Source organism: Streptomyces sp. A0592 (assembly GCF_004795115.1).
Lineage (GTDB): Bacteria > Actinomycetota > Actinomycetes > Streptomycetales > Streptomycetaceae > Streptomyces > Streptomyces erythrochromogenes.
In genome coordinates this window covers 73,917-95,071 of record NZ_SSBM01000025.1, presented here as the reverse complement: position 1 = coordinate 95,071, position 21,155 = coordinate 73,917, and the positions used below count along the sequence as shown (strand labels likewise).

Annotated in this window: 23 protein-coding genes; 12 read left to right on the top strand and 11 right to left on the bottom strand. The window is 71.1% G+C overall.

Features of this window, described 5'->3' with window-relative positions; all coding sequences use genetic code 11:
• The first annotated feature begins 163 nt into the window (after positions 1 to 163).
• Positions 164 to 832: a snapalysin gene (gene snpA, locus E6U81_RS28595; RefSeq protein WP_136232941.1), complete on the top strand. Its 669-nt coding sequence runs from the start codon at positions 164 to 166 to the stop codon at positions 830 to 832.
• Between the two features lies 1 nt (position 833).
• Here the strand turns inward: snpA and E6U81_RS28590 are convergent, their stop codons facing one another.
• From E6U81_RS28590 to E6U81_RS28570, 5 genes are all read right to left on the bottom strand, one after another.
• Positions 834 to 1,034, bottom strand: coding sequence for a hypothetical protein (locus E6U81_RS28590; protein WP_136232940.1), 201 nt, complete (start codon positions 1,032 to 1,034; stop codon positions 834 to 836).
• A gap of 36 nt (positions 1,035 to 1,070) precedes the next feature.
• Entirely contained in the window at positions 1,071 to 1,655 is a 585-nt protein-coding gene (locus E6U81_RS28585; RefSeq protein ID WP_136232939.1) for a dihydrofolate reductase family protein, read from the bottom strand.
• Between the two features lie 98 nt (positions 1,656 to 1,753).
• A complete protein-coding gene (locus E6U81_RS28580) occupies positions 1,754 to 2,347 on the bottom strand; it encodes a GNAT family N-acetyltransferase (RefSeq protein WP_136232938.1) in 594 nt (197 codons plus the stop codon).
• A gap of 125 nt (positions 2,348 to 2,472) precedes the next feature.
• A complete protein-coding gene (locus E6U81_RS28575) occupies positions 2,473 to 3,534 on the bottom strand; it encodes a family 2 encapsulin nanocompartment cargo protein polyprenyl transferase (RefSeq protein ID WP_136232937.1) in 1,062 nt (353 codons plus the stop codon).
• Positions 3,525 to 4,931: a family 2B encapsulin nanocompartment shell protein gene (locus tag E6U81_RS28570; RefSeq protein WP_136232936.1), complete on the bottom strand. Its 1,407-nt coding sequence runs from the start codon at positions 4,929 to 4,931 to the stop codon at positions 3,525 to 3,527. The genes E6U81_RS28575 and E6U81_RS28570 overlap by 10 nt, the downstream gene beginning before the upstream one ends.
• 237 nt (positions 4,932 to 5,168) lie before the next feature.
• Here E6U81_RS28570 and E6U81_RS28565 point away from each other — a divergent pair, with 237 nt between their 5' ends.
• The 3 genes from E6U81_RS28565 to E6U81_RS28555 all read left to right on the top strand — a co-directional run bounded on the left by E6U81_RS28565 (position 5,169) and on the right by E6U81_RS28555 (position 7,700).
• Entirely contained in the window at positions 5,169 to 5,624 is a 456-nt protein-coding gene (locus E6U81_RS28565; RefSeq protein WP_136232935.1) for an Rrf2 family transcriptional regulator, read from the top strand.
• Positions 5,625 to 5,784: 160 nt separating this feature from the next.
• The gene (locus E6U81_RS28560) at positions 5,785 to 6,981 is read left to right on the top strand and encodes a globin domain-containing protein (RefSeq protein WP_136232950.1); all 1,197 of its coding nucleotides are present in this window, start codon (positions 5,785 to 5,787) and stop codon (positions 6,979 to 6,981) included.
• A 128-nt stretch (positions 6,982 to 7,109) separates the two neighbouring features.
• Positions 7,110 to 7,700 carry an N-acetylmuramoyl-L-alanine amidase gene (locus tag E6U81_RS28555; protein ID WP_136232934.1) on the top strand — a complete coding sequence of 197 codons (591 nt, stop codon included), beginning with the start codon at positions 7,110 to 7,112 and terminating at the stop codon, positions 7,698 to 7,700.
• Positions 7,701 to 7,893: 193 nt separating this feature from the next.
• Here the strand turns inward: E6U81_RS28555 and E6U81_RS28550 are convergent, their stop codons facing one another.
• Positions 7,894 to 8,475: a hypothetical protein gene (locus tag E6U81_RS28550; protein WP_136232933.1), complete on the bottom strand. Its 582-nt coding sequence runs from the start codon at positions 8,473 to 8,475 to the stop codon at positions 7,894 to 7,896.
• Between the two features lie 333 nt (positions 8,476 to 8,808).
• Between E6U81_RS28550 and E6U81_RS28545 the strand changes: the two genes are divergently transcribed.
• The gene (locus E6U81_RS28545) at positions 8,809 to 9,702 is read left to right on the top strand and encodes a pyridoxal-phosphate dependent enzyme (protein WP_136232932.1); all 894 of its coding nucleotides are present in this window, start codon (positions 8,809 to 8,811) and stop codon (positions 9,700 to 9,702) included.
• 176 nt (positions 9,703 to 9,878) lie between these two features.
• Here E6U81_RS28545 and E6U81_RS28540 read toward each other — a convergent pair whose 3' ends face one another.
• Positions 9,879 to 11,459 carry a Na+/H+ antiporter gene (locus tag E6U81_RS28540; RefSeq protein ID WP_136232931.1) on the bottom strand — a complete coding sequence of 527 codons (1,581 nt, stop codon included), beginning with the start codon at positions 11,457 to 11,459 and terminating at the stop codon, positions 9,879 to 9,881.
• A gap of 55 nt (positions 11,460 to 11,514) precedes the next feature.
• Between E6U81_RS28540 and E6U81_RS28535 the strand changes: the two genes are divergently transcribed.
• The 3 genes from E6U81_RS28535 (at position 11,515) to E6U81_RS28525 (ending at position 13,416) form a co-directional block, all read left to right on the top strand.
• Entirely contained in the window at positions 11,515 to 11,775 is a 261-nt protein-coding gene (locus E6U81_RS28535) for a UBP-type zinc finger domain-containing protein (RefSeq protein WP_031151631.1), read from the top strand.
• 205 nt (positions 11,776 to 11,980) lie between these two features.
• A complete protein-coding gene (locus E6U81_RS28530) occupies positions 11,981 to 12,394 on the top strand; it encodes an anti-sigma regulatory factor (protein ID WP_030012703.1) in 414 nt (137 codons plus the stop codon).
• Positions 12,391 to 13,416, top strand: coding sequence for an RNA polymerase sigma factor SigF (locus E6U81_RS28525; protein ID WP_240804057.1), 1,026 nt, complete (start codon positions 12,391 to 12,393; stop codon positions 13,414 to 13,416). The genes E6U81_RS28530 and E6U81_RS28525 overlap by 4 nt, the downstream gene beginning before the upstream one ends.
• Before the next feature lie 16 nt (positions 13,417 to 13,432).
• Here the strand turns inward: E6U81_RS28525 and E6U81_RS28520 are convergent, their stop codons facing one another.
• A complete protein-coding gene (locus E6U81_RS28520; protein WP_136232949.1) occupies positions 13,433 to 13,873 on the bottom strand; it encodes a hypothetical protein in 441 nt (146 codons plus the stop codon).
• A 91-nt stretch (positions 13,874 to 13,964) separates the two neighbouring features.
• Here E6U81_RS28520 and E6U81_RS28515 point away from each other — a divergent pair, with 91 nt between their 5' ends.
• A complete protein-coding gene (locus E6U81_RS28515; RefSeq protein ID WP_030829342.1) occupies positions 13,965 to 14,930 on the top strand; it encodes a diacylglycerol kinase family protein in 966 nt (321 codons plus the stop codon).
• A 323-nt stretch (positions 14,931 to 15,253) separates the two neighbouring features.
• A complete protein-coding gene (locus tag E6U81_RS28510) occupies positions 15,254 to 15,511 on the top strand; it encodes a WhiB family transcriptional regulator (RefSeq protein ID WP_003953983.1) in 258 nt (85 codons plus the stop codon).
• A gap of 170 nt (positions 15,512 to 15,681) precedes the next feature.
• On the opposite strand, the gene E6U81_RS28505 is transcribed toward E6U81_RS28510, so the two are convergent.
• A complete protein-coding gene (locus tag E6U81_RS28505; RefSeq protein ID WP_031151627.1) occupies positions 15,682 to 17,151 on the bottom strand; it encodes a PAS domain-containing sensor histidine kinase in 1,470 nt (489 codons plus the stop codon).
• 356 nt (positions 17,152 to 17,507) lie between these two features.
• Positions 17,508 to 18,098, bottom strand: a complete 591-nt coding sequence (locus E6U81_RS28500) for a TetR/AcrR family transcriptional regulator (protein WP_136232929.1) — start codon at positions 18,096 to 18,098, stop codon at positions 17,508 to 17,510.
• Positions 18,099 to 18,181: 83 nt separating this feature from the next.
• Between E6U81_RS28500 and E6U81_RS28495 the strand changes: the two genes are divergently transcribed.
• Positions 18,182 to 18,943, top strand: coding sequence for an SDR family oxidoreductase (locus E6U81_RS28495; RefSeq protein WP_136232928.1), 762 nt, complete (start codon positions 18,182 to 18,184; stop codon positions 18,941 to 18,943).
• A 168-nt stretch (positions 18,944 to 19,111) separates the two neighbouring features.
• Here E6U81_RS28495 and E6U81_RS28490 read toward each other — a convergent pair whose 3' ends face one another.
• Positions 19,112 to 19,993 carry a leishmanolysin-related zinc metalloendopeptidase gene (locus E6U81_RS28490; protein WP_136232927.1) on the bottom strand — a complete coding sequence of 294 codons (882 nt, stop codon included), beginning with the start codon at positions 19,991 to 19,993 and terminating at the stop codon, positions 19,112 to 19,114.
• 261 nt (positions 19,994 to 20,254) lie between these two features.
• Here E6U81_RS28490 and nagB point away from each other — a divergent pair, with 261 nt between their 5' ends.
• Positions 20,255 to 21,040 (top strand): glucosamine-6-phosphate deaminase, encoded by a 786-nt coding sequence (gene nagB, locus E6U81_RS28485; RefSeq protein ID WP_136232926.1) that lies wholly within the window; start codon positions 20,255 to 20,257, stop codon positions 21,038 to 21,040.
• The last annotated feature ends 115 nt before the right edge of the window (positions 21,041 to 21,155 follow it).

Here is a 21,155-nt window from a genome sequence, read left to right as displayed (position 1 = left end):
CCCCCGAATCCCGCCATTCTCACGCTAGTTGGGCTGTCGAAATCTTCCCGATAGGCCGGCGCTATCGGCCAGTGACATCATCCGCCGGCCCGTTCCGCTCCCGCAGACTCCGGTACCGAACGACCCACCCCCCACCGCACCGGATGAGTAGGAGCTCCCCCACATGCGCCACTCCCGTAAGGCCCTGCTGGCGACCGCCGTCGGCATCGGTCTCGCCGCCACTCTCGGCGCCGTCCCCACCGCCGCCGCCGCGTCCGCCCCCGTCGGCAATGCCGCGAGCTTCGCGGCGTACGAGCGTTCGCCGGAGAACGAGGCCGCCAACCGCGCCTTCTTCGAGGCCGTGCAGCGCTCGGTCGCCGAGCAGCGTGCCGCGAACCCGGGCGCCCTCGCCGTCACCGTCACGTACAACACCCGCAACGCGCCGAGCTTCCGCACCCAGATAGCCAACTCCACCCGCATCTGGAACAGCTCGGTCAGCAACGTGCGGCTGCAGGAGGTGTCCTCCGGCGGCAACTTCTCATACCGCGAGGGCAACGACTCGCGCGGCTCGTACGCGAGCACGGACGGGCACGGCCGGGGCTACATCTTCCTCGACTACCGGCAGAACCAGCAGTACAACTCCACCCGGGTGACCTCGCACGAGACCGGCCACGTGCTGGGTCTGCCGGACCACTACTCCGGCCCGTGCAGCGAGCTGATGTCGGGCGGCGGCCCGGGCACCTCGTGCCAGAACGCCACCCCGAACTCCGCCGAGCGGTCACGCGTCAACCAGCTCTGGGCCAACGGGTTCGCCTCCGGCCTGGGCACGAAGGACCTCGCGCCCACGGGCTGAGTCACCGCCCCTCGTGATCCACGCTGTCCGTGCAGTCGGGGTTCCGGCAGGGACCCCGGCTCCACACCGGGATGAAGACCCCGAGTGACTTGCGCCGCCTGACCACCGTGTCGACGCGGAGCCCGCACGCCGGGCACGTCTGCTGTTCGTGCCCGGCCTGCGGGGCCACGGTCTCGTGCGCGTGCTGCTGTTCACCGGCCATACCTCCACGGTAGGCCGGTTTTCGTATGTCCGCTGGTCAGCCCGTGCGGACGTAGGTGCTGATGACCTGGCCGCCGCCGAGGGCGGTGACCCCGGTCAGCTCCAGGGGCCGCACCCCGAAGCCGGCGCGTGTCATCGGCATGCCGGTGCCCGCGAAGACGGGGTAGGTCTTGACGACGAACTCGTCGATCTCGTCGATGAGCTGGGTGGCCAGGTCCGCGCCGCCGCAGAGCCAGATGCCGAGTCCGTCCCGGGCCTTGAGCTCACGGACCCGGGCCGCCACGTCGCCGCTGATCAGCTGCACCTGCGGGTCGGGCGGGGTGGTGAGGGAGCGCGAGACGACGTACTGCTCGGGCAGGTGTCCGTAGGGGCTGGTCATGCCCGCCTTCAGGCCCGGCTCGTAGGTGGCGCGCCCCATGAGGACCGCGTCGAAGCGCTTCGGCGGAGTGTCGGCGATCCCGAGCTGCGCGCGCCCCTGGGCGGCGATGGTCTCCGGGTACTCGGCCTTGAGGTGCTCGACGAACTCGGCGTCGAGCCGGCCGTAGAAGAAATCGCCGTCGCCGTCGGGGGCACCGATGAACCCGTCGACGGTGGTGGCGATGAAGTACGTGAGCTTGCGCAAGCGATTCTCTTTCGTCCGACAGCGCCACCGCACCGGGGCACGCCAAGTAAAGTACTTCGAGTGAAGTGGTTACGCAAGCTCCCGCACCCGGGCGGCCGTCAGCCCCTGGGCTTGCGCCACATCGGCCACATCAGAGGACCGTCCGGCAGGCGCACCGCGTCGCCCGTGAACTCCCAGCCGAGCCGCTCGTACAGCCCCTTGCTGCGCTCGCTGCTCGCCTCCAGGTACGCCGGCACGCCCTCGCGGTCGCAGCGCTCCAGCACCGGCCGCATCAGCTCCGTGCCCAGCCCCTCCCCCTGCCGGCCCGGGGCGACCGCGATCATCAGCAGGTACTCGTGCTCCTCGGACGTCGGGTGCACCGCGCCCGTGAGCCGCCCCACCAGCTCGCACCGCTCGTTGTCCGGGTCGGCCACGGCCCGCATCTTCGCCGGGACCTCGTCCTCGCCCTCCGGCTCACCCGCCGGGATCCGCAGCCACAGCGCCGCCGCCGAGCCGTCCACCGCGTAGTCGATCCGGCCCTCGGCCAGCGCGACGTCGACGAAGACCCCCAGGAACCTCCCGTGCACGGCGGCCCGGTGCTCCGGATCCGGGAAGACCCAGCTGCTCACGGGGTCGGTGCGGAAGGCCTCGTCGAGGAGCCGCGCCACCGCGTCCCGGTCCGACTGATCCGCCTGACGTATCTCCAGCGCCACTGGTCACACCCTTCGCTCAACGGTCAACAACCGTCAGCGATCCTAGAGTTGGCGCGTCCATGCGGTAAGGCCCGTTCCGGCACCGTGCGGTGCCGGAACGGGCCTCCCCCCCCGTCCTCGGGTGATCACCTCGTACGGCGCGTCACGAACTCCGCCAGCGCCAGCAGCCCGCCCGCCGCCCCGAGGTCCGGAACGGCCCGGGACAGCTGCTGGACCGCGCGGCCCATCCGGTCGGCGGCCTGGACCTGGGCCCAGTCGCGCCCACCGGCCCGCTCCACCGCGTCGGCCGCCCGGAGCACGTCGTCCCCGGTCATGGGGCCCGCGTACAGGTCGGCCAGCTCCCGGCCCGCCGCGGTGCCCGAGGTGAGGGCGGCCACGACCGGCAGCGACTTCTTGCGGGCGATCAGGTCGGCCCCTGCGGACTTGCCGGTGTGCCCCGGGTCCCCCCAGATGCCGATCAGGTCGTCGATCAGCTGGAAGGCCAGACCCGCCTCCCGGCCGAAGGCGTCCATGGCGTCGACCTCGTCCGGCCCAGCCCCCGCGTACAGCGCGCCCAGCGCGCACGCGCAGCCCAGGAGTGCCCCGGTCTTGGCCGTCGCCATGGTCAGGCACTCGTCGAGCGAGACGTCCGGACGCTGCTCGAAGGCGCAGTCGGCCTGCTGGCCCGCGCACAGCTCGATGATGCAGGCCGAGAGCCGGGACGAGGCCGCCGCGGCGGCGGGGTGCGGATCGTCCGCGAGCAGGCGCTGCGCGAGCGCCATCATGGCGTCGCCCGTGATGATCGCGTCCGGCGTCCCGAAGACCGTCCAGGCGGTGGCCCGGCCGCGCCGGCGGACGTCCTTGTCGATGACGTCGTCGTGGAGCAGCGTGAAGTTGTGCGCCAGCTCCACCGCGACCGCGGCCGGTACGGCGTGGTCGACCGGGCCACCGCCGCCCTGGCCCTGCAGGGCCTGGGCGGCGGCGAGCACCAGTGCGGGCCGGATGGCCTTGCCGGGGCTGCCCTCGGCCGGGGTGCCGTCCGCGTGCTCCCAGCCGAAGTGGTACATGGCCACGCGCCGCATGCCGCCCGGCAGGCTCTCGACGGTGCGGCGCAGTTCCGGGTTGACCGTTTCTCTCGTACGTTCCAGGAGGGCCGCGGCCTCCTGGCCCTCGCCGGTCGCGATCGCGTTCACCTCGCTCAGCGCCAACGGCCGATCTCGACGTTCTCCAGCACGCCGAGCGCGTCCGGCACCAGCACCGCCGCCGAGAAGTACGCGGTGACCAGGTAGGAGATGATCGCCTGTTCGCTGATCCCCATGAAGCGGACCGACAGGCTCGGCTCGATCTCGTCCGGGATCCCCGGCTGGTGCAGGCCGATCACGCCCTGCTCGTCCTCGCCGGTGCGCATGCACAGGATGGAGGTGGTGCGGGCGTCGCTGATCGGGATCTTGTTGCTCGGGAAGATCGGCACTCCGCGCCAGGTGGTCACGCGGGTGCCGTCGACGTCGATCGTCTCCGGGTAGATCCCGCGCTTGTTGCACTCGCGGCCGAAGGCGGCGATCGCCTTGGGGTGCGCCAGGAAGAGCTTGGAGCCGCGCCGCATGCTGAGCAGCTGGTCCATGTCGTCGGGGGTGGGGCCGCCGTCGTGCGGCTGGATGCGCTGGTCGTAGTCGGCGTTGTGGAGCAGGCCGAAGTCGCGGTTGTTGAGCATCTCGTGCTCCTGGCGCTCGCGCAGCGCCTCGACCGTGAGCCGCAACTGCTGCTCGGTCTGGTTCATCGGCTGGTTGTAGAGGTCGGCGACGCGGGTGTGCACGCGCAGGACCGTCTGGGCGATGGAGAGCTCGTACTCGCGCGGGCGGCCCTCGTAGTCCACGAAGGTGCCGGGGAGGACCGCCTCGCCCTGGTGGCCGGCCGAGAGGTCGATCTCCGCCTCGCCGTACTTGTTGGTGCGCTGGGCGGGCGTGGAGCGTACGCGGTCCAGGTGCTCGCGCAGCGAGGGGACCCGGTCGGCCAGCAGCTGGAAGTCCTGCCGGGTCAGGGTGAGGGCGGTGCCGGGGGTGGCGGCGCGGGCGGTGTACTCCCAAATCGATTCTTCATCGACGAGGGCGTCCTCGCCGAAGTAGGCGCCGTCGGCGACGGTCCGCAGGACGGCGTCGTCCCCGTAGGGGCCGGGGCCGATCTGGTCGATGCGGCCGTGCGCGAGGAGGAAGACCTCGTCGGAGGGGCTGCCGAAGGAGGTCAGCTCCTGGCCGGCCTCGAAGTCGATCTGCCGGCACCGCTGGGCGAGTTCGCCGAGGACGTCGAGGTCCTCGTAGTCGCGCAGGAGCGGGAGTTCGCCGAGCTCGGCCGGGATCACCTGGACCTGGGTCCCGGTCTTGACGAACTCCACGACGCCGTTGCCGACCGAGTAGCTCAGCCGCCGGTTCACCCGGTAGGTGCCACCCTGGACCGACACCCACGGCAGCGCCTTCAGCAGCCACCGCGAAGTGATCTCCTGCATCTGCGGCGCGGACTTGGTCGTGGTTGCCAAGTTCCGTGCGGCCGCCGTCCCCAGACTGCGCTGCGGTGTCTGGGCCTCGGACTCGGAACCTGCCTGGACCGACATGTCTTTCCCTTTCGATCACTCCATGGGTCTGCGGAAGGCAGCCTTTCAGCACGCAACGTGGTGGGACCATTACACAAAAGGGTGGGACTACTCCGCCGGGGGGCGGGGCACTCTCTCGGATCGAACTCCCCGCCCGCGGGCCGCGGGAGCCCTTCACGACCCATCGGTTTCGGCCAAGCCGCGACCCCGGCCGAGTTTTAATTTGTATCTTGGATGCGAATTTTCTACGGTGGCCCCATGCGGCTGACCCGATTCACCGACCTGGCGCTGCGCACGCTGATGCGCCTGGCCGTCGAGGAGACGGACCTCCCGACCACGCGCGACGTGGCGGCGACGATGGAGGTCCCGTACACCCACACGGCCAAAGTGGTCGCCAGGCTGCAGCATCTCGGCCTGGTCGAGGCGCGGCGCGGCCGCGGCGGGGGGCTGACCCTGACCTCGGCGGGACGGGTCGCCTCGGTGGGCGCGGTGGTGCGCGAGCTGGAGGGCGCCGGCGACGTCGTCGACTGCGAGGGCACCGCCCCGTGCCCGCTGCGCGGCGCCTGCGTACTGCGCGGCGCCCTGCGCCGGGCCCAGGAGGCGTTCTTCGCCGAACTGGACCCCCTGACGGTGAACGACCTGGTGGCGGCCCCGACCGGCCCGCTCCTCCTCGGCATTTCGAGCAGGGCGCCCAGGGGGGCCGAAGGTCCCTGACCCCAGGGCCGAATGGCCGATTACCACTACCCGCCGGACCTCGTAGCCTCACCTCCGACGGGAGTTCGAACAGAAGTCCGCACCGCGGCGGGCCCCTGCGATCAAAAATACGCATCTAAGATGCCAATTAATGGACCAGTTCCACCACGAGGAGTTCCCCATGCTGTCCGAGAAGTCGACCGCGACCGTCCGAGCCACCCTGCCCGCCGTCGGAGCGGCCATCGGCGACATAACGGAGCTCTTCTACGCGAAGCTCTTCGCGGCCCACCCGGAGCTGCTCCGAGACCTCTTCAACCGGGGCAACCAGAACGCGGGCCTGCAGAAGCAGGCGCTCGCCGGCTCCATCGCCGCCTTCGCGACCCACCTCGTCGAGCACCCGGACACCCGCCCAGACGTGATGCTCGGCCGGATCGCGCACAAGCACGCCAGCCTCGGCGTCACCCGCGAGCAGTACGCGGTCGTCCACCGGCACCTGTTCGAGGCGATCGCCGAGATCCTCGGCGAGGCCGTCACGCCCGACGTCGCCCAGGCCTGGGACGAGGTCTACTGGCTGATGGCGAACGCCCTCGTGGCCATCGAGGAGCGCCTCTACGCCGGCCACCGGATCGCCGCCGGCGACGTGTGGCGCGAGTGGACCGTCACCGGCCGCGCGGAGGAGACGGCCGACTGCGCCACCTTCCGCATCGCCCCCGCCGACGGCGCCCCCGCGCCCGCGCACCTGCCCGGCCAGTACGTCTCCGTCCAGGTCGAACTCCCCGACGGAGCCCGCCAGATACGCCAGTACAGCCTCTCCTCCGCGCCCGGCTCCGCGGTCCGCGCGATCACCGTCAAGCGGGTCCACGGCCCGGCCGCCGCGGGCCCCGACGGCGAGGTCTCCAACCACCTGCACGCCCGCGTCCGCGCGGGCCACACCCTGCGGGTCTCGGCCCCGTACGGCGACCTGGTCCTGAAGGACTCCGGGGCCCCGGTCCTGCTCGCCTCGGCGGGCATCGGCTGCACGCCGATGCTCTCGATGCTGGAGCACCTGGCCGAGACCGGGTACACCGCACCGGTGACGGTGCTGCACGCCGACCGCTCCCCCGCGGACCACCCGCTGCGGGCCGACCACCGGGCCCTGACCCACAAGCTGACCGACGCCTCGGCCCGGTTCTGGTACGAGGAGGAGGCGGAGCCGGGCGACGGCACGGGCCTGATGGACCTGTCGGACGTACCCGTCGCCCCGGGGACCCGGGCCTACCTGTGCGGGCCGCTCCCCTTCATGCGGTCCGTGCGCGAGCAGCTGATCGCCAGGGGCGTGCCGGCCTCCGACATCCACTACGAGGTGTTCGGCCCCGACCTGTGGCTCGCCTCCGCGTGAAGCCTGTCCGGATCCGCTCGCTCGCCGTACGAAAGCACTAGCCGCGGAAGGGCCGCCTCCACTAAACCGGAGAGTGACGATTCGGACACATGGGGTGTCCATCGCGCACCGCACGAAGGGAGGCGGCCATGGCCGCACCCATGTCCGCGGACCGGTTCATCAACGCACTGAGGAACGAAGGCCTGACCGTCGTCGAGGTCGGCGCCTGGCGCACCCACAACCGCAACCACAAGGGGCCCTGGGGGCCGCTGCACGGGGTGATGATTCACCACACCGTCACGCGCGGCACCGCCTACTCCGTCGAGCTCTGCCGGGACGGCCACAGCGCCCTCCCGGGACCGCTCTGCCACGGCGTGATCGGCAAGGACGGCCGCGTCCACCTGGTCGGCTACGGCCGCGCCAACCACGCCGGCCTGGGCGACCCCGACGTCCTCTCGGCGGTGATCGCCGAACGGCGCCTCCCCCCGGACAACGAGGCGACCGCCGACGGCAACCGCCACTTCTACGGCTTCGAGTGCGTGAACCTCGGCGACGGCGAGGACCCGTGGCCCCCGGCCCAGATCGACGCCATCGCCCGCGCGGCGGCGGCCCTGTGCCGGGTCCACCGCTGGACGGCCCGCTCGGTCATCGGCCACCGCGAATGGCAACCGGGCAAGGTCGACCCCCGCGGCTTCACGATGGACTCCCTCCGCGACCGCATCGCCGAACGCCTGAAGTAGCCATCACCGACGAAGTGGCGGCCGGCCGCCACTTCGTCACCCGAGGTACGGCACGTCCCGCCGCTCCAGGAAGTGCCGCAGGCGTTCGTGCCGCGAGTGCGGCAGTCGACCTCCCGATGCCGATGCTGAGGCGTGACTGGTGAGGCACCGCATCACTCGCTCCAGAGCGTCAGCCTCCCGCGAGGCAGCCGGATCAGAACGGTGCGAAGCTCGGCTCGACCGGACCGATCTCACCGCGCTCTGCCAGTTCGTTCAGCTCCTCCGGCTCAAGGAACTCCAACAGATCGGGGTCGACCCCGTGGTGCGGGTCCACGTCGCGCAGGCGTTTGACGAAGCCGAGCACGAAGTCGGTGAACGGTCCGCCGAAGACCTCGGGGTCAGCTCCGTTGATGTTCGTGACGATCTTCCAGCGGTCAGGGTTCGGGTCACACGGCCAGAAGAAGTGCTCGTCACCGGAGTAGTCGTATCCCCAGGAGATCAGGCCGCCTGAGGTGGGGTGGAAGCGGAAGGGGTACTTGTCCGAGTCGCGTCGCCACGACTGGCCGAACGACTCGTGGATCTTCCGCATCCGATCCAGCAGCGGGCTGGACCCCAGGGGGTGGAAGACGACCAGCTCTCCGCAGATCGCGCCGGTGCCATAGGCGTCAAGGAATGCCTTGAAGTCACTCGGTAGCGCCGAGCCGAGATAGTTCTCGACCTCGGCCCAGCCGTCCGGGAATGGCTCTCGAGCCGGTGGCAGGCCGAGCAGTTGCACCAGGTCATCCAGCCCCGCCATGAGCCCCACCTGCTTGATCGCCCGTTGTCGGCGGAAAGCTAGTCAGACTCAGCTGCGGGAATCAAGGGGAGCGGGGCCGGAAGCCACCCCGCCGTCCGACGGACCCGACATGCGACGTCCGCGCGGCCCTGGTAGTGCAGCGCGCGGAGTGCTACCGGCTGCGGAGCCGAGTCGGGTGTGCACGTGCAGGAGGGCCCGCAGGACTGGGCGCTCCGGCATGCCGGGCGGACCGGGCACGGACTGTCCCGGCGGGTGTTCACCGATCACGCACGCGTCACCCGCGACGCGTAGCCCCCGCCCGTGCAACGACACGGGGCGCCCCACAATGGACGGGTGGACCACCCCGAACTGCAGGCACGGCCGGCGTCCCCGCTCGTCGAGGCGGTGGACGAGCGGTTCGCCGCGCACGGCGTGCGGCTGCTGCTGAAGCGGGACGACCTCGTCCATCCCGAGCTGCCCGGCAACAAGTGGCGCAAGCTCGCGCCGAACCTGCGTGCGGCCCTGGAGGCGGGGCACGACCGGCTCGTCACCTTCGGCGGCGCGTACTCGAACCACCTGCGGGCCACCGCGGCCGCCGGGCGGCTGCTGGACCTCGGGACGGTCGGCATCGTGCGCGGCGACGAGCTGGCCGGCCGGCCCCTGAACGACTCCCTCGCCCGGTGCGCGGCCGACGGCATGCGGCTCCACTTCGTCTCCCGCTCGCGCTACCGGGCCAAGGCCGATCCGCAGGCACTCGCCGCGCTGCTGGACGAGGCGGGCGCGAGCGGCGCGTACGTCGTCCCGGAGGGCGGCAGCAACGCCCTCGCCCTGGCGGGCTGCGCCGAGCTGGGCCGCGAACTCCACGGCCTCACCGATGTGGCGGCCGTGGCCTGCGGCACCGGCGGCACCCTGGCGGGCCTGGCCGCGGGCCTCGCCCCCGGGCAGCGGGCGCTGGGCGTTCCCGTCCTGGCCGGCGGCTTCCTGGCCGCGGAGATACGTTCCCTCCAGACCGAGGCGTACGGCGGCCCGGTCGGCGACTGGTCCCTGGCCGAGGACTTCCACCACGGCGGGTACGCCCGCGTACCCCAAGCCCTGGAGTCCTTCGCCGCCGACTTCGCCTCCCGCCACGGCTTCCCGGTGGAGCGGATCTACGTCGCCAAACTCCTCTGGGCCCTGACCACCCTGACCAGGACGGGAGCCTTCCCGCCCGGCACCACCGTCACCGCGATCATCACCGGCCGCCCGTAACGAGAGCCGCCGGGCCGGGGACGGGGTGGGGGTGATGTCCGGGACGTAAACGTGATTTGTTGGCGCGGCATCGGCTCGTACCAGTGGCCCCTGAGCGGGCGCCATAAATCATGAGTACCGGACGTCACCCCCACCCCGGCCCCGGCACCGGCCCCCGCCGAGCAGCCCCGCAGGGGTCACGTCGACTCGCGGTACGCCGCCGCCTCCTCCAGGTCCAGCCTGCGCAGCAGCACCCGCAGCATCTCGTCGTCGATCCGCCGGCCGTCCCGCAGCGCGACGAAGACCTCCCGCTCCGCCTCGATCATCTCCCCCGCGAGCCGCCGGTAGATGTCGTCCGCGGACTCCCCCGTCAGCGGGTTGACCTCGCCCAGCCGTTCCCACACGGCGTTGCGCCGCCGTTCCAGCACCGTCCGCAGCCGGTCCGCCAGCGGCGGCGGCAGCGTGGAGTTCTCCGGTTCCTCCAGCAGCTCCGCCAGCCGCTCCTCCGCCGCCCGGGAGGCCTCGCTCTGCGCCTGCGCCTCCGCCAGCGTCTCGGCCTGCACGTCCTTCGGCGGCAGCTTCAGCGCCTTGATCAGCGGCGGCAGCGTCAGCCCCTGCACCACCAGCGTCCCGATGACCGTCGTGAAGGTCAGGAAGAGGATGAGGTTCCGGTGCGGCACCGAGATCGGCACGGAGAAGGCGATGGCCAGCGATACGACACCCCGCATCCCGGCCCAGCCGACGATCACCGGGGCCTTCCAGTCGGTCTCCGGCTCCCGCGTCCGGATCCGGGGCGAGATCCACCGCGGTACGAAGGTCGCCGGGAACACCCACACGAAGCGGGCCACCACCACCACGAGGAAGACGGCGATCGCGTACCAGGCCGCGGAAGCACCTTCGTACTCCCCCAGCCCGGTGAGGACCACCGCCAGCTGGAGGCCGATCAGCGCGAAGACGACCGACTCCAGGATGAAGGCGACCATCTTCCACACCGCCTCCTCCTGCAGCCGGGTGGCGAAGTCGACCTGCCAGTTCCGGTGCCCGAGGTACAGCGCGACCACGACCACCGCGAGCACACCGGACGCGTGCACCCGCTCGGCCGCCGCGTACGCCACGAAGGGGATCAGCAGCGAGAGGGTGTTCTGGAGCAGGGGTTCCTTCATCCGTTTGCGCAGCTGGTGGATCGGCACCATCAGCAGCAGGCCGACCCCGACGCCGCCCACCGAGGCCAGCAGGAACTCCGCGATGCCGCCCGCCCAGCCGGCGCTCACCCCTACGGCCGCCGCCAGCGCCACCTTGTACGCGGTGATCGCGGTGGCGTCGTTGACCAGGGACTCACCCTGCAGGATGGTCGTCAGCCGGTTCGGCAGCCGCAGCTTGCGGGCGATCGCGGTGGCGGCGACCGCGTCGGGCGGCGCGATGACCGCTCCCAGCACGAGCGCCACCGGCAGGGTGAGCCCGGGCACCACCAGGTATGCCGCGTACCCGACGACGACGGTCGCGAAGAGCACGTAGCCGACCGACAGCATCGCGATCGGCCTGATGTTGGCGCGCAGGTCCAGGTACGAGCTGTCCACCGCGGCCGTGTACAGCAGCGGCGGGAGCAGCAGCGGTAGCACGATGTGCGGGTCGAGGGTGTAGTCCGGCACGCCCGGGATGTACGAGACCGCCAGACCGGCGGCGACCAGCAGGAGCGGCGCGGGCACCGGCGTGCGGCGGGCGAGTCCCGCCACGGCCGCGCTGCCCGCGACGAGCGCCACCAGCTGCAATACGTCCATCGAAGATCCATCCTCCGTCGTCGTCCGCCCGCACCCTGGCCGTACGCTGGCCATCATGAGCGAGTGCACCCACGTTGCCGAACTGCCGCGCCCCGAGCCGGTCCCGTCTGCACAGACCTGCGCCGAATGTCTGGCGGTCGGCAGCCACCCGGTACAGCTGCGGATGTGCCTGGGGTGCGGGCACGTGGCGTGCTGTGATTCCTCGCCGTTCCGGCACGCGACGGCGCACCACGACGAGAGCGGCCATCCGGTCATGCGGAGCTTCGAGCCGGGCGAGACCTGGCGATGGTGTTTCGTGGACGGTTCGATCGTCTGAGGCGGGGTAGTTCAACCCTCCGCCGGTTCCCCCGATTTGACCCCCGCAGACCCCTAGCCACTGTGCGTACCCATGGGCTTACCATCAGTCACTGGCCGCACGGCAGGGTGCTCACAGCGGGCGTCACGAGGGGTGCCGCGACACGATCGCCCGGATCGCGGTAGCGTCACCGGCGAAAAGAGCTCGTACCACCTTGGAGGTGAGGGTGTCCCAGATCGCAGGCGAGCCCGGGACTCAGGACTTCGTGGAAGTCCGGCTGCCCGCTGCGGGTGCCTACCTGTCGGTGCTGCGGACGGCCACGGCCGGCCTCGCGGCACGTTTGGACTTCACCCTCGACGAAATCGAGGATCTCCGCATCGCGGTGGACGAGGCCTGCGCGATCCTGCTCCAGCAGGCCGTGCCGGGCTCCGTCCTCAGCTGCGTCTTCCGGCTGATCGACGATTCGCTGGAGGTGACCGTCTCGGCACCGACCACGGACGGACGCGCGCCGGAGCGCGACACGTTCGCCTGGACGGTCCTGTCGGCGCTGGCCGGCAAGGTCGAGGCCACGGTCGAGGAGAACCGGACGGTGAGCATCAGCCTCTACAAACAACGCGGCGCGGGGCCAGGCCCGGCGTGAGCGGCGGGGAGATCCCGGTGCGGGGCGGGGATCGGCCCCGGGTACGGCACGAGGTCGACGGCGGCATTCCGGAGCAGCAGCACGCCCGGCCGCACCCTGCTGACGCGGATGCGGAAGACGGCTTTTTGGACTCGGCGGAGCGACGGGCGGGCCCTATGAGCGAGAACCAGCACGACCCATCACAGCCGGCACAGCCACCGGAGGCCGCTGCGCCGGCCCCGGCGGCGGGGTTCCCGGTGTCTTCGGCGCCTGCGGCGCTGCCCGATCCGCGCGACCGCAGCAGCGCGCGGGGTCTTTTCATCGAGCTGCGGGCGCTGCCCGACGGCTCGCCGGAGAAGGCGGAGCTGCGCAACCGGCTCGTACGGATGCACCTGCCCCTGGTCGAGCACCTGGCGCGGCGCTTCCGCAACCGCGGTGAGCCGCTGGACGACCTGACCCAGGTCGCGACGATCGGGCTCATCAAGTCGGTGGACCGGTTCGACCCGGACCGTGGGGTCGAGTTCTCCACGTATGCCACGCCCACGGTGGTCGGCGAGATCAAGCGCCACTTCCGGGACAAGGGCTGGGCGGTGCGGGTGCCCCGGCGCCTGCAGGAGCTGCGGCTCTCGCTGACGACGGCCACGGCCGAGCTGTCCCAGCAGCACGGGCGCTCCCCGACGGTGCACGAGCTGGCCGAGCGGCTGGGCATCTCCGAGGAGGAGGTGCTGGAGGGGCTGGAATCGGCCAATGCCTACAGCACGCTCTCCCTGGACGTCCCGGACACCGACGACGAGTCGCCGGCGGTCGCGGACACCTTGGGCGCGGAGGACGAGGCCCTGGAGGGCGTCGAGTACCGCGAGTCACTCAAGCCGCTGCTGGAGGGGCTGCCGCCGCGGGAGAAGCGGATCCTGCTGCTTCGCTTCTTCGGCAACATGACGCAGTCGCAGATCGCGCAGGAGGTCGGCATCTCCCAGATGCACGTCTCGCGCCTGCTCGCCCGCACCCTCGCCCAGCTCCGCGAGAAGCTCCTCGTCGAGGAGTGAGGGCAGCGGGCGGGGCTCAGGTGGAGGAAGGCCCTCCGATGCCGAGGGCCTCGGTCGCCGTCGGGTTCACGAGGAGTGCGACGACGGCCACCGCGGCCACCGCGAGGGCAGCGGCGGCGGCGGTCATGGCACCGCCGGTGGTGTAGAGGGTCCAGGCCACCGGCAGCGCCATCAGCTGGGTGATCAGTGCCGGGCCGCGGCTCCAGCGGCGGCCCATGCGCAGTCCACGGGCGGCGATCAGCGGCAGCGCGGCGAGCGCGAGCAGGGTGATGCCGCCCGTCTCGGCCTGCTGCGGGGAGTCGGGGTCGCCGGCGATGCCGACGAACAGCATGTACACGCCGAGGCCGGCGAGGGCCAGGCCCTCCAGGGCGGTGAGCGCGGCCGCGGCGGTCAGCCGGCGGGGCAGCGCGGCGGGCGCTTCGACGGTGGGGGCGGGGGCCTTCGCGGGCTGCTTCATACTCACCCATGCAGGGTAGCGGCGCCCTGCCGGAGGCCGGAGGGGACGGGCAGTAGGGTCGGCTCGTGAAGGGGTGGGTAGTCTGGCGCTCATGCGTGCACTTCTCGTGGCCAACCCAGCAGCGACGACCACCAGTGCGCGCACGCGCGACGTCCTGATCCATGCCCTGGCCAGCGAGATGAAGCTGGAGGCGGTCACCACCGAGTACCGCGGGCACGCCCGGGACCTGGGCCGCAAGGCCGCGCACGAGGGGCTGGACCTGGTGGTCGCCCTGGGCGGCGACGGCACGGTCAACGAGGTGGTGAACGGGCTCCTGCACAACGGGCCCGATCCGGACCGGCTGCCCCGGCTGGCGGTGGTCCCCGGCGGCTCCACCAACGTGTTCGCCCGCGCCCTGGGGCTGCCGAACGACGCGGTCGAGGCGACGGGCGCACTGCTGGACGCGCTGCGCGAGGAGCGCGAGCGGACGGTCGGCCTGGGTCTGGCGGCCGGCACCCCCGGTACGGAGGACGAGTCGGTTCCGGCGCGCTGGTTCACCTTCTGCGCGGGCTTCGGGTTCGACGCGGGTGTCGTGGGGCGGGTCGAGCAGCAACGGGAACGCGGCAAGCGTTCGACACACGCCCTGTACGTACGACAGCTCATGCGTCAGTTCTGGGAGGAGCCCAACCGCCGGCACGGGACGGTCACCCTGGAGCGCCCCGGGGCCGATCCGGTGACGGACCTGGTGCTGTCGATAGTCTGCAACACCTCGCCGTGGACGTATCTGGGGAATCGTCCGCTTTACGCCTCTCCGGAGGCGTCGTTCGATACCGCACTTGACGTATTGGCGCTCAATCGTTTGTCAACTCCGGCGGTCGCCCGGTACGCGACACAGCTCCTGACCTCCACTCCTGAGCGGGGTCCACACGGCAAGCATGCGGTGTCTCTGCACGATCTGACCGACTTCACCTTGCATTCGAAGGTCCCCCTCCCGTTCCAGATGGACGGCGATCACCTGGGACTGCGCACCAGCGTTCGGTTCACAGGCGTACGCCGTGCACTGCGTGTGATTGTGTGAGTAGAAGGCCCTGCGGACCTTTCACTCGAACGTTTACACGCCGGTCCACCCTCACGATGTAGGGCTGTGACCTAGTAGACACCGACGAATCAAAAAAAACTTTCCGGAAGGGGTTGTATCCCCGTCCGAGGTTTGCGAATCTCTTCATGGCGATCGGGACAGCCCGCAGAACCGGCACCCACACAGACCGCCAGAACCCCTCCACGAATCTCTGACTGATCACCCGCGTGAAACCGGGCGGTCGCCCTTCCCTCACGGGGGGATTCGTGAAAGCGTTCACATTCACAAGCAAAGTGCCCGCAATACAAGGAGATGGAGCAGCCATGGACTGGCGTCACAACGCCGTTTGCCGCGAGGAAGACCCGGAACTCTTCTTCCCCATCGGCAACACCGGTCCTGCGCTGCTGCAGATCGAGGAAGCCAAGGCCGTCTGCCGCCGCTGCCCCGTGATGGAGCAGTGCCTGCAGTGGGCGCTCGAGTCCGGTCAGGACTCCGGCGTCTGGGGCGGCCTCAGCGAGGACGAGCGCCGCGCCATGAAGCGCCGCGCCGCTCGCAACCGGGCGCGCAACGCCAGCGCCTGACAACGACTTTCGAGCCTCGACGCGCAGCGCGCAGTAACCGAACAGCGCTCAGCAACGTGCTCTTGAGCCCCGGACCGAAGTATTCGGTCCGGGGCTCAGTGCTGCTGCGGGACTACTCTCCGTGCGCGCCGCCCGCTGGCCGTCGCTCACGTTGAGTCACCGTCCGGCAGCTACTTCTGCGGGCTGGACGGCAGGTCGAGGACGACCTTGGTGCCGCGCGGCTCGGCCCGGACCATGTCGAAGGTGCCGCCGAGCTCACCCTCCACGAGGGTCCGTACGATCTGCAGTCCGAGGTTGCCGGCCCGCTGGGGGTCGAACCCCTCGGGCAGGCCGTTGCCGTCGTCGAGCACGGTGATCAGCAGCCGCCCGTCCTTGCGGCCGGTTCCGCTGCGCAGCGCGGCCACCTCCACGGTGCCCCGCTCCCCCTGGGTGAAGGCGTGCTCCAGGGCGTTCTGCAGGATCTCCGTGAGCACCATCGACAGCGGGGTGGCGACCTCCGCGTCCAGGATCCCGAAGCGGCCGGTGCGCCGGCAGTCGACCCGGCCCGGCGAGATCTCCGAGACCATCGCGATCACGCGGTCGGCGATCTCGTCGAACTCGACCCGCTCGTCGAGGTTCTGAGAGAGCGTCTCGTGCACGATCGCGATCGAGCCGACGCGGCGCACGGCTTCGTTGAGCGCCTCGCGGCCCTGCGGCGAATCCATTCGGCGCGCCTGGAGCCGCAACAGCGCCGCCACGGTCTGGAGGTTGTTCTTCACCCGGTGGTGGATCTCCCGGATGGTCGCGTCCTTGGTGATCAGTTCACGTTCGCGACGGCGCAGTTCGGTGACGTCGCGGCAGAGCACCAGGGAGCCGATCCTGGTCCCCTTCGGCTTGAGGGGGATGGCGCGCAGCTGGATGACGCCGCCGTTGCCCTCGACCTCGGTCTCGCGGGGGGCCCAGCCGCTGGCGAGCTTGACCAGCGCCTCGTCGACCGGACCGCGGGAGGGGGCGAGTTCGGCGGTGGTGGCGCCGAGGTCCTGGCCGACCAGGTCGGACGCGAGGCCGAGGCGGTGGTAGGCGGAGAGCGCGTTCGGGGACGCGTAGGTGACCACGCCGTCGGCGTCGAGCCGGATCAGGCCGTCCCCGACGCGCGGGGAGGCGTCCATGTCGACCTGCTGGCCGGGGAAGGGGAAGGAGCCCGCCGCGATCATCTGTGCGAGGTCCGAGGCGGACTGGAGGTAGGTCAGCTCCAGCCGGCTGGGTGTACGCACGGTGAGCAGGTTGGTGTTGCGGGCGATCACTCCCAGTACCCGCCCCTCGCGACGGACGGGGATCGACTCGACGCGGACCGGCACCTCCTCGCGCCACTCCGGGTCACCCTCGCGCACGATGCGGCCCTCGTCGAGCGCGGCGTCCAGCAGCGGGCGGCGGCCGCGCGGCACCAGGTGGCCGACCATGTCGTCCTGGTACGAGGTGGGACCGGTGTTCGGGCGCATCTGGGCGACGGAGACGTACCGGGTGCCGTCGAGGGTGGGCACCCACAGCACGAGGTCGGCGAAGGACAGGTCGGAGAGCAGCTGCCACTCCGAGACCAGCAGGTGGAGCCACTCCAGGTCGGTTTCTCCGAGAGCGGTGTGCTGGCGTACGAGGTCGTTCATGGAGGGCACGTTGCGAGCGTACCCCGGGTACGCACGATGACTTTCCCCACGCCGGTACTCAGGAGTATCCAGGAGGGGCACGGGCCGCGTAGGGTTGGAGGAAGTGACGGGTTTCCAGCTACCGTCATTGGATGGACAGAACAGAATGGTCTAGTCCAGAATTGACTCAGAGTCTCCGCCCTCCCCGCACAGGAGGACGGATCGAGGTAGCCGCGCGCTCTGCCCTGACCGCGCAGGCACCTCTCACCGGCCGCCGGGAACCGCACACCTGACGGCCGTAAGTACTCCGGGCTACGGTGCCGGACGGGTTGAGGGTCCCGTCCTGCACCGTGGCCCAGAGGAATTTTCGGGGCCTTTCACGGCCAGGCCAGCAGGGCCCGCTCCGCCACCGCCGCCAGCTCTTCCCGGCTCGCCCCGTCGCGCGACTGCTGGGACATCCCCTGGAGCACGGCCCCGGTGTACCGGGCCAGCGCCCGTGCGTCCGTGTCCGCGGGCAGCGCTCCGGTGGCGACGTCGGCCCGGATCCGGCGCTCGAAGAGCTCCAGGTTGGCGTTGCGTCGCATCCGCAGCGCCTGGGCCACCTCCTCCGAGGTGGTGTTGATCGCCGCGCTGATCACCATGCAGCCCGGCGGGTGGGCCGGGTCGGTGTAGATCTCGGCGGCCTCGCGCAGGATGCGCTCCACGGCGGCTCGGGCGGTGGACTCCTCGGCCAGCGCCACGGCGGCGAAGTCCGCGTACCGGCTCCCGTAGACCACGACGACCTCGTCGAAGAGCTTCCGCTTGTCGCCGAAGGCGGCGTAGAGGCTGGGCGCGCTGATGCCGATCGAGGCGGTCAGGTCGGAGATCGAGGTCGCTTCGTAGCCGCGCTCCCAGAAGGCCGTCATCGCCTTGTCGAGGGCGGCGTCGCGGTCGAAGGAGCGGGGCCTGCCGCGCTGTCCGGTCACCATCCGCACATTCTATAGCGGTCGCTAGAGAATCTGATACGGTCCTTTCTGTAGCGACCACTAGGGATTTCGAAGGGGGGCGCGTCATGGGCGTGCTCAAGGGGAAGACGGCACTGGTCACGGGCGGCAGCCGGGGCATCGGCCGGGCCGTCGCGGAGCGGCTGGCGCGCGACGGGGCACTGGTGGCGGTGCACTACGGCCGCAACGCGGCGGCGGCCGAGGACGCCGTGGCGGCCATCGGGGCGGCCGGCGGACGGGCCTTCGCCATCGGGGCCGAGCTCGGGGTGCCGGGGGACGCAGAGGCCCTCTGGGCGGCGTACGAGGCCCATCCCGCGCACACCGAGGCCGTGGACATCCTCGTCAACAACGCGGGGGCGGCCGTCTTCGCGGGGATCGGGGACACCGACGAGGAGGCGTACGACCGGGCGCACGCGCTGAACGCCAAGGCGCCGTTCTTCGTGATCCAGCACGGGCTGGCGCGGCTGCGGGACGGCGGCCGGATCGTGAACGTGACCGGCACCCCGGACCTCGCGCTGCCGGCGATCCTCGCGACGGTCATGGCGAAGGGCGCGGCGAACGCCATGACGCGCTCACTGGCCGCCGAGCTCGCCCCGCGGGGGATCACCGTGAACTCGGTGGGGCCGGGGATCACCGAGACGGACCTGAACGCGGCCCTGCTCGCCGATCCCGCGACCCGGACCCACCTGGCCGCGCGTTCGGTCTTCCACCGGGTGGGCACGGCGGAGGAGGTGGCGGACGTGGTGGCCTTCCTGGCCTCGGCGGACTCCCGCTGGGTCACGGGCCAGCACCTGGACGCCACGGGCGGCCTGCAGCTGGCACTGATCTAGGGCGAGCGGGTGTCTTGTCGGTCGGGCCGCATCGGCGACCGAGGACAACGCGGCGAGGCGCGCCACCAAGGCGCGCGAGCCGCGGCCCGATCCCCGGGACACCCCTCCGGGTCACGGCCGCGACGTCCCGGCCGCCCGTCGGGCGGGCGGGACGTCGCGGACACGACCTCAGGGCCTGCCGGCCGGGACGCGGCTGGGAACCGTCGGGAACACGACGCCCCGCGGGGCCTCGGACGCCGCGGCGCTCGCCTCGACCAGGTCGAGCAGGGTCGGGAGCTCGTAGTCCTCGGCACCGTCGAGGTCGACCTGGTATCCGAGGTCTCCCAGGCTCGCCACCGTCAGCCGACTCAGCTTGTTCTTGATCGTCGGGTTGCCCGCGGTTCCGATGTTCGGCGACATGAGCTCATGGCCGAAGAGGGACTCGCGCCAGTGGCTGCCCGCACTTCCCCCACCACCCACGTTCGCGACCGGTACGGGAGTGGGGCCGGTCCCGACCAGCCTGCCGAACTCTCTCGCCGCGCCGGTACCCACGAAGGTGGGGTCGGGCCCGGGGAAGTCCTTCAGCAAGCCGAACTCACGCCATACCGTTTTGGTGATGCCCAGTACGTGGCCCATCTCGTGCGTGATGACGTCGAGAAGGGTGCCGTCGTCCTCCATCGCGTTCAGGTCGGCCGTGTCGAACCGCATGATGCCCTTGGCCGGGAGGTTCGCCCCGGCGGCCGCGTCCTCGCTCCGGAAGGCGACCGGTCCTGCAGCCCCGAGGATGCCGCCCTCGCCGTCGATCGGCACTCCTTCGGCATCGATCAGCAGGTCGTCGATGACGAGTTCGCCGCTGAAGTCGCGGATGACAGCGGTCTCCAGGTCGCCGACGATGACCCGCGCCCAGCGCTCGGCCGCCTCGGCGAAGACGTCCTTCTGGTTGTTGGTCAGCCCGCCGACGAAGCGCACCTCGATCTGGAACGGGGAGGTGGTCTCGGCGAGATCGGCGGCGCGCGTGGCGCTCGCCACTGCTGTGTAACTCTCGAAGGCGTAGGTCGGGTGCCTGGTCATGACTACCACTCCAATCGCACATAGCACGATTTACCTACCAAAGCCACCTTATGCGACAAAGGAGTTGTAGACAGGGCAACCAATGGCAGGTCAGACCGGCTGTAGCACGGTGCACCGCACCGGCCGTCCGGGTGACTCCCCCAGGAGGCCGGACGGCGGCATCGGGATCACCATGGAAAGCGGCGGGACCCCCGCCGGACCCGGCTCCCTCTGCTAGATTGGTCTATACCACACCACCCACTCCAGATCGGCAGGCCCCGCGTGGAAGTTGTCATCGTCCCGGACGCCAAGGCAGGCGGCGAGCTCATCGCGGAGGCCATGGCGGCCCTGGTGCGCCGCAAGCCCGACGCCCTGCTCGGCGTGGCGACCGGCTCTACCCCGCTGCCCATCTACGAGGCCCTCACGCGCAAGGTCGGGGCGGGTGAGGTCGACGCCTCCAGGGCCCGGATATGCCAGCTCGACGAGTACGTCGGCCTGCCGGCCGGGCACCCCGAGTCCTACCGCGCCGTCGTCCTGCGCGAGGTCGTCGAGCCCCTCGGTCTGACCGAGGCCTCCTTCATGGGCCCCGACGGATCGGCCGAGGACCTCGTCGCCGCGTGCGAGGCCTACGACCGGGCCCTGGCCGAGGCCGGCGGTGTGGACCTCCAGCTGCTGGGCATCGGCACGGACGGGCACATCGGCTTCAACGAGCCCTGCTCCTCCCTGGCCTCGCGCACCCGGATCAAGACGCTGACGGAGCAGACCCGCGTGGACAACGCGCGCTTCTTCGAGGACGACCTGGAGCAGGTGCCGCACCACGTCATCACCCAGGGCATCGGCACCATCCTCGACGCCCGCCACCTGGTGCTGCTGGCCACCGGAGAGGGCAAGGCCGAGGCCGTCGCACAGACCGTCGAGGGTCCGCTGTCCGCTCTCGTGCCGGCGTCCGCGCTGCAGTTGCACCGCCACGCGACCGTCGTCGTGGACGAGGCCGCCGCCTCGAAGCTCAAGCTGGCCGACTACTTCCGCCACACCTACGCCAACAAGCCGTCCTGGCAGGGTCTGTAGACCCCGACAGCGGGCGAAGGGCCGGGCACCCCCTCGGGGGAGCCCGGCCCTCGCGCGTACGCGGCGGAGCCGGGCACCACCCCTGTGACAAGGTGCCCGGCTCCGGTTCCGCGGC

Bases quoted from the DNA above. Each gene is read 5' to 3' on its own strand.
- E6U81_RS28520 (WP_136232949.1), bottom strand. From the start codon at position 13,873: ATGAAGCAGCCCGCGAAGGCCCCCGCCCCCACCGTCGAAGCGCCCGCC.
- E6U81_RS28560 (WP_136232950.1), top strand. From the start codon at position 5,785: ATGCTGTCCGAGAAGTCGACCGCGACCGTCCGAGCCACCCTGCCCGCC.
- snpA (WP_136232941.1), top strand. From the start codon at position 164: ATGCGCCACTCCCGTAAGGCCCTGCTGGCGACCGCCGTCGGCATCGGT.
- E6U81_RS28565 (WP_136232935.1), top strand. From the start codon at position 5,169: ATGCGGCTGACCCGATTCACCGACCTGGCGCTGCGCACGCTGATGCGC.
- E6U81_RS28510 (WP_003953983.1), top strand. From the start codon at position 15,254: ATGGACTGGCGTCACAACGCCGTTTGCCGCGAGGAAGACCCGGAACTC.
- E6U81_RS28550 (WP_136232933.1), bottom strand. From the start codon at position 8,475: ATGGCGGGGCTGGATGACCTGGTGCAACTGCTCGGCCTGCCACCGGCT.
- E6U81_RS28500 (WP_136232929.1), bottom strand. From the start codon at position 18,098: ATGGTGACCGGACAGCGCGGCAGGCCCCGCTCCTTCGACCGCGACGCC.
- E6U81_RS28535 (WP_031151631.1), top strand. From the start codon at position 11,515: ATGAGCGAGTGCACCCACGTTGCCGAACTGCCGCGCCCCGAGCCGGTC.
- E6U81_RS28495 (WP_136232928.1), top strand. From the start codon at position 18,182: ATGGGCGTGCTCAAGGGGAAGACGGCACTGGTCACGGGCGGCAGCCGG.
- E6U81_RS28590 (WP_136232940.1), bottom strand. From the start codon at position 1,034: ATGGCCGGTGAACAGCAGCACGCGCACGAGACCGTGGCCCCGCAGGCC.
- E6U81_RS28505 (WP_031151627.1), bottom strand. From the start codon at position 17,151: ATGAACGACCTCGTACGCCAGCACACCGCTCTCGGAGAAACCGACCTG.
- E6U81_RS28555 (WP_136232934.1), top strand. From the start codon at position 7,110: ATGGCCGCACCCATGTCCGCGGACCGGTTCATCAACGCACTGAGGAAC.
- E6U81_RS28515 (WP_030829342.1), top strand. From the start codon at position 13,965: ATGCGTGCACTTCTCGTGGCCAACCCAGCAGCGACGACCACCAGTGCG.
- E6U81_RS28490 (WP_136232927.1), bottom strand. From the start codon at position 19,993: ATGACCAGGCACCCGACCTACGCCTTCGAGAGTTACACAGCAGTGGCG.
- E6U81_RS28540 (WP_136232931.1), bottom strand. From the start codon at position 11,459: ATGGACGTATTGCAGCTGGTGGCGCTCGTCGCGGGCAGCGCGGCCGTG.
- E6U81_RS28570 (WP_136232936.1), bottom strand. From the start codon at position 4,931: ATGTCGGTCCAGGCAGGTTCCGAGTCCGAGGCCCAGACACCGCAGCGC.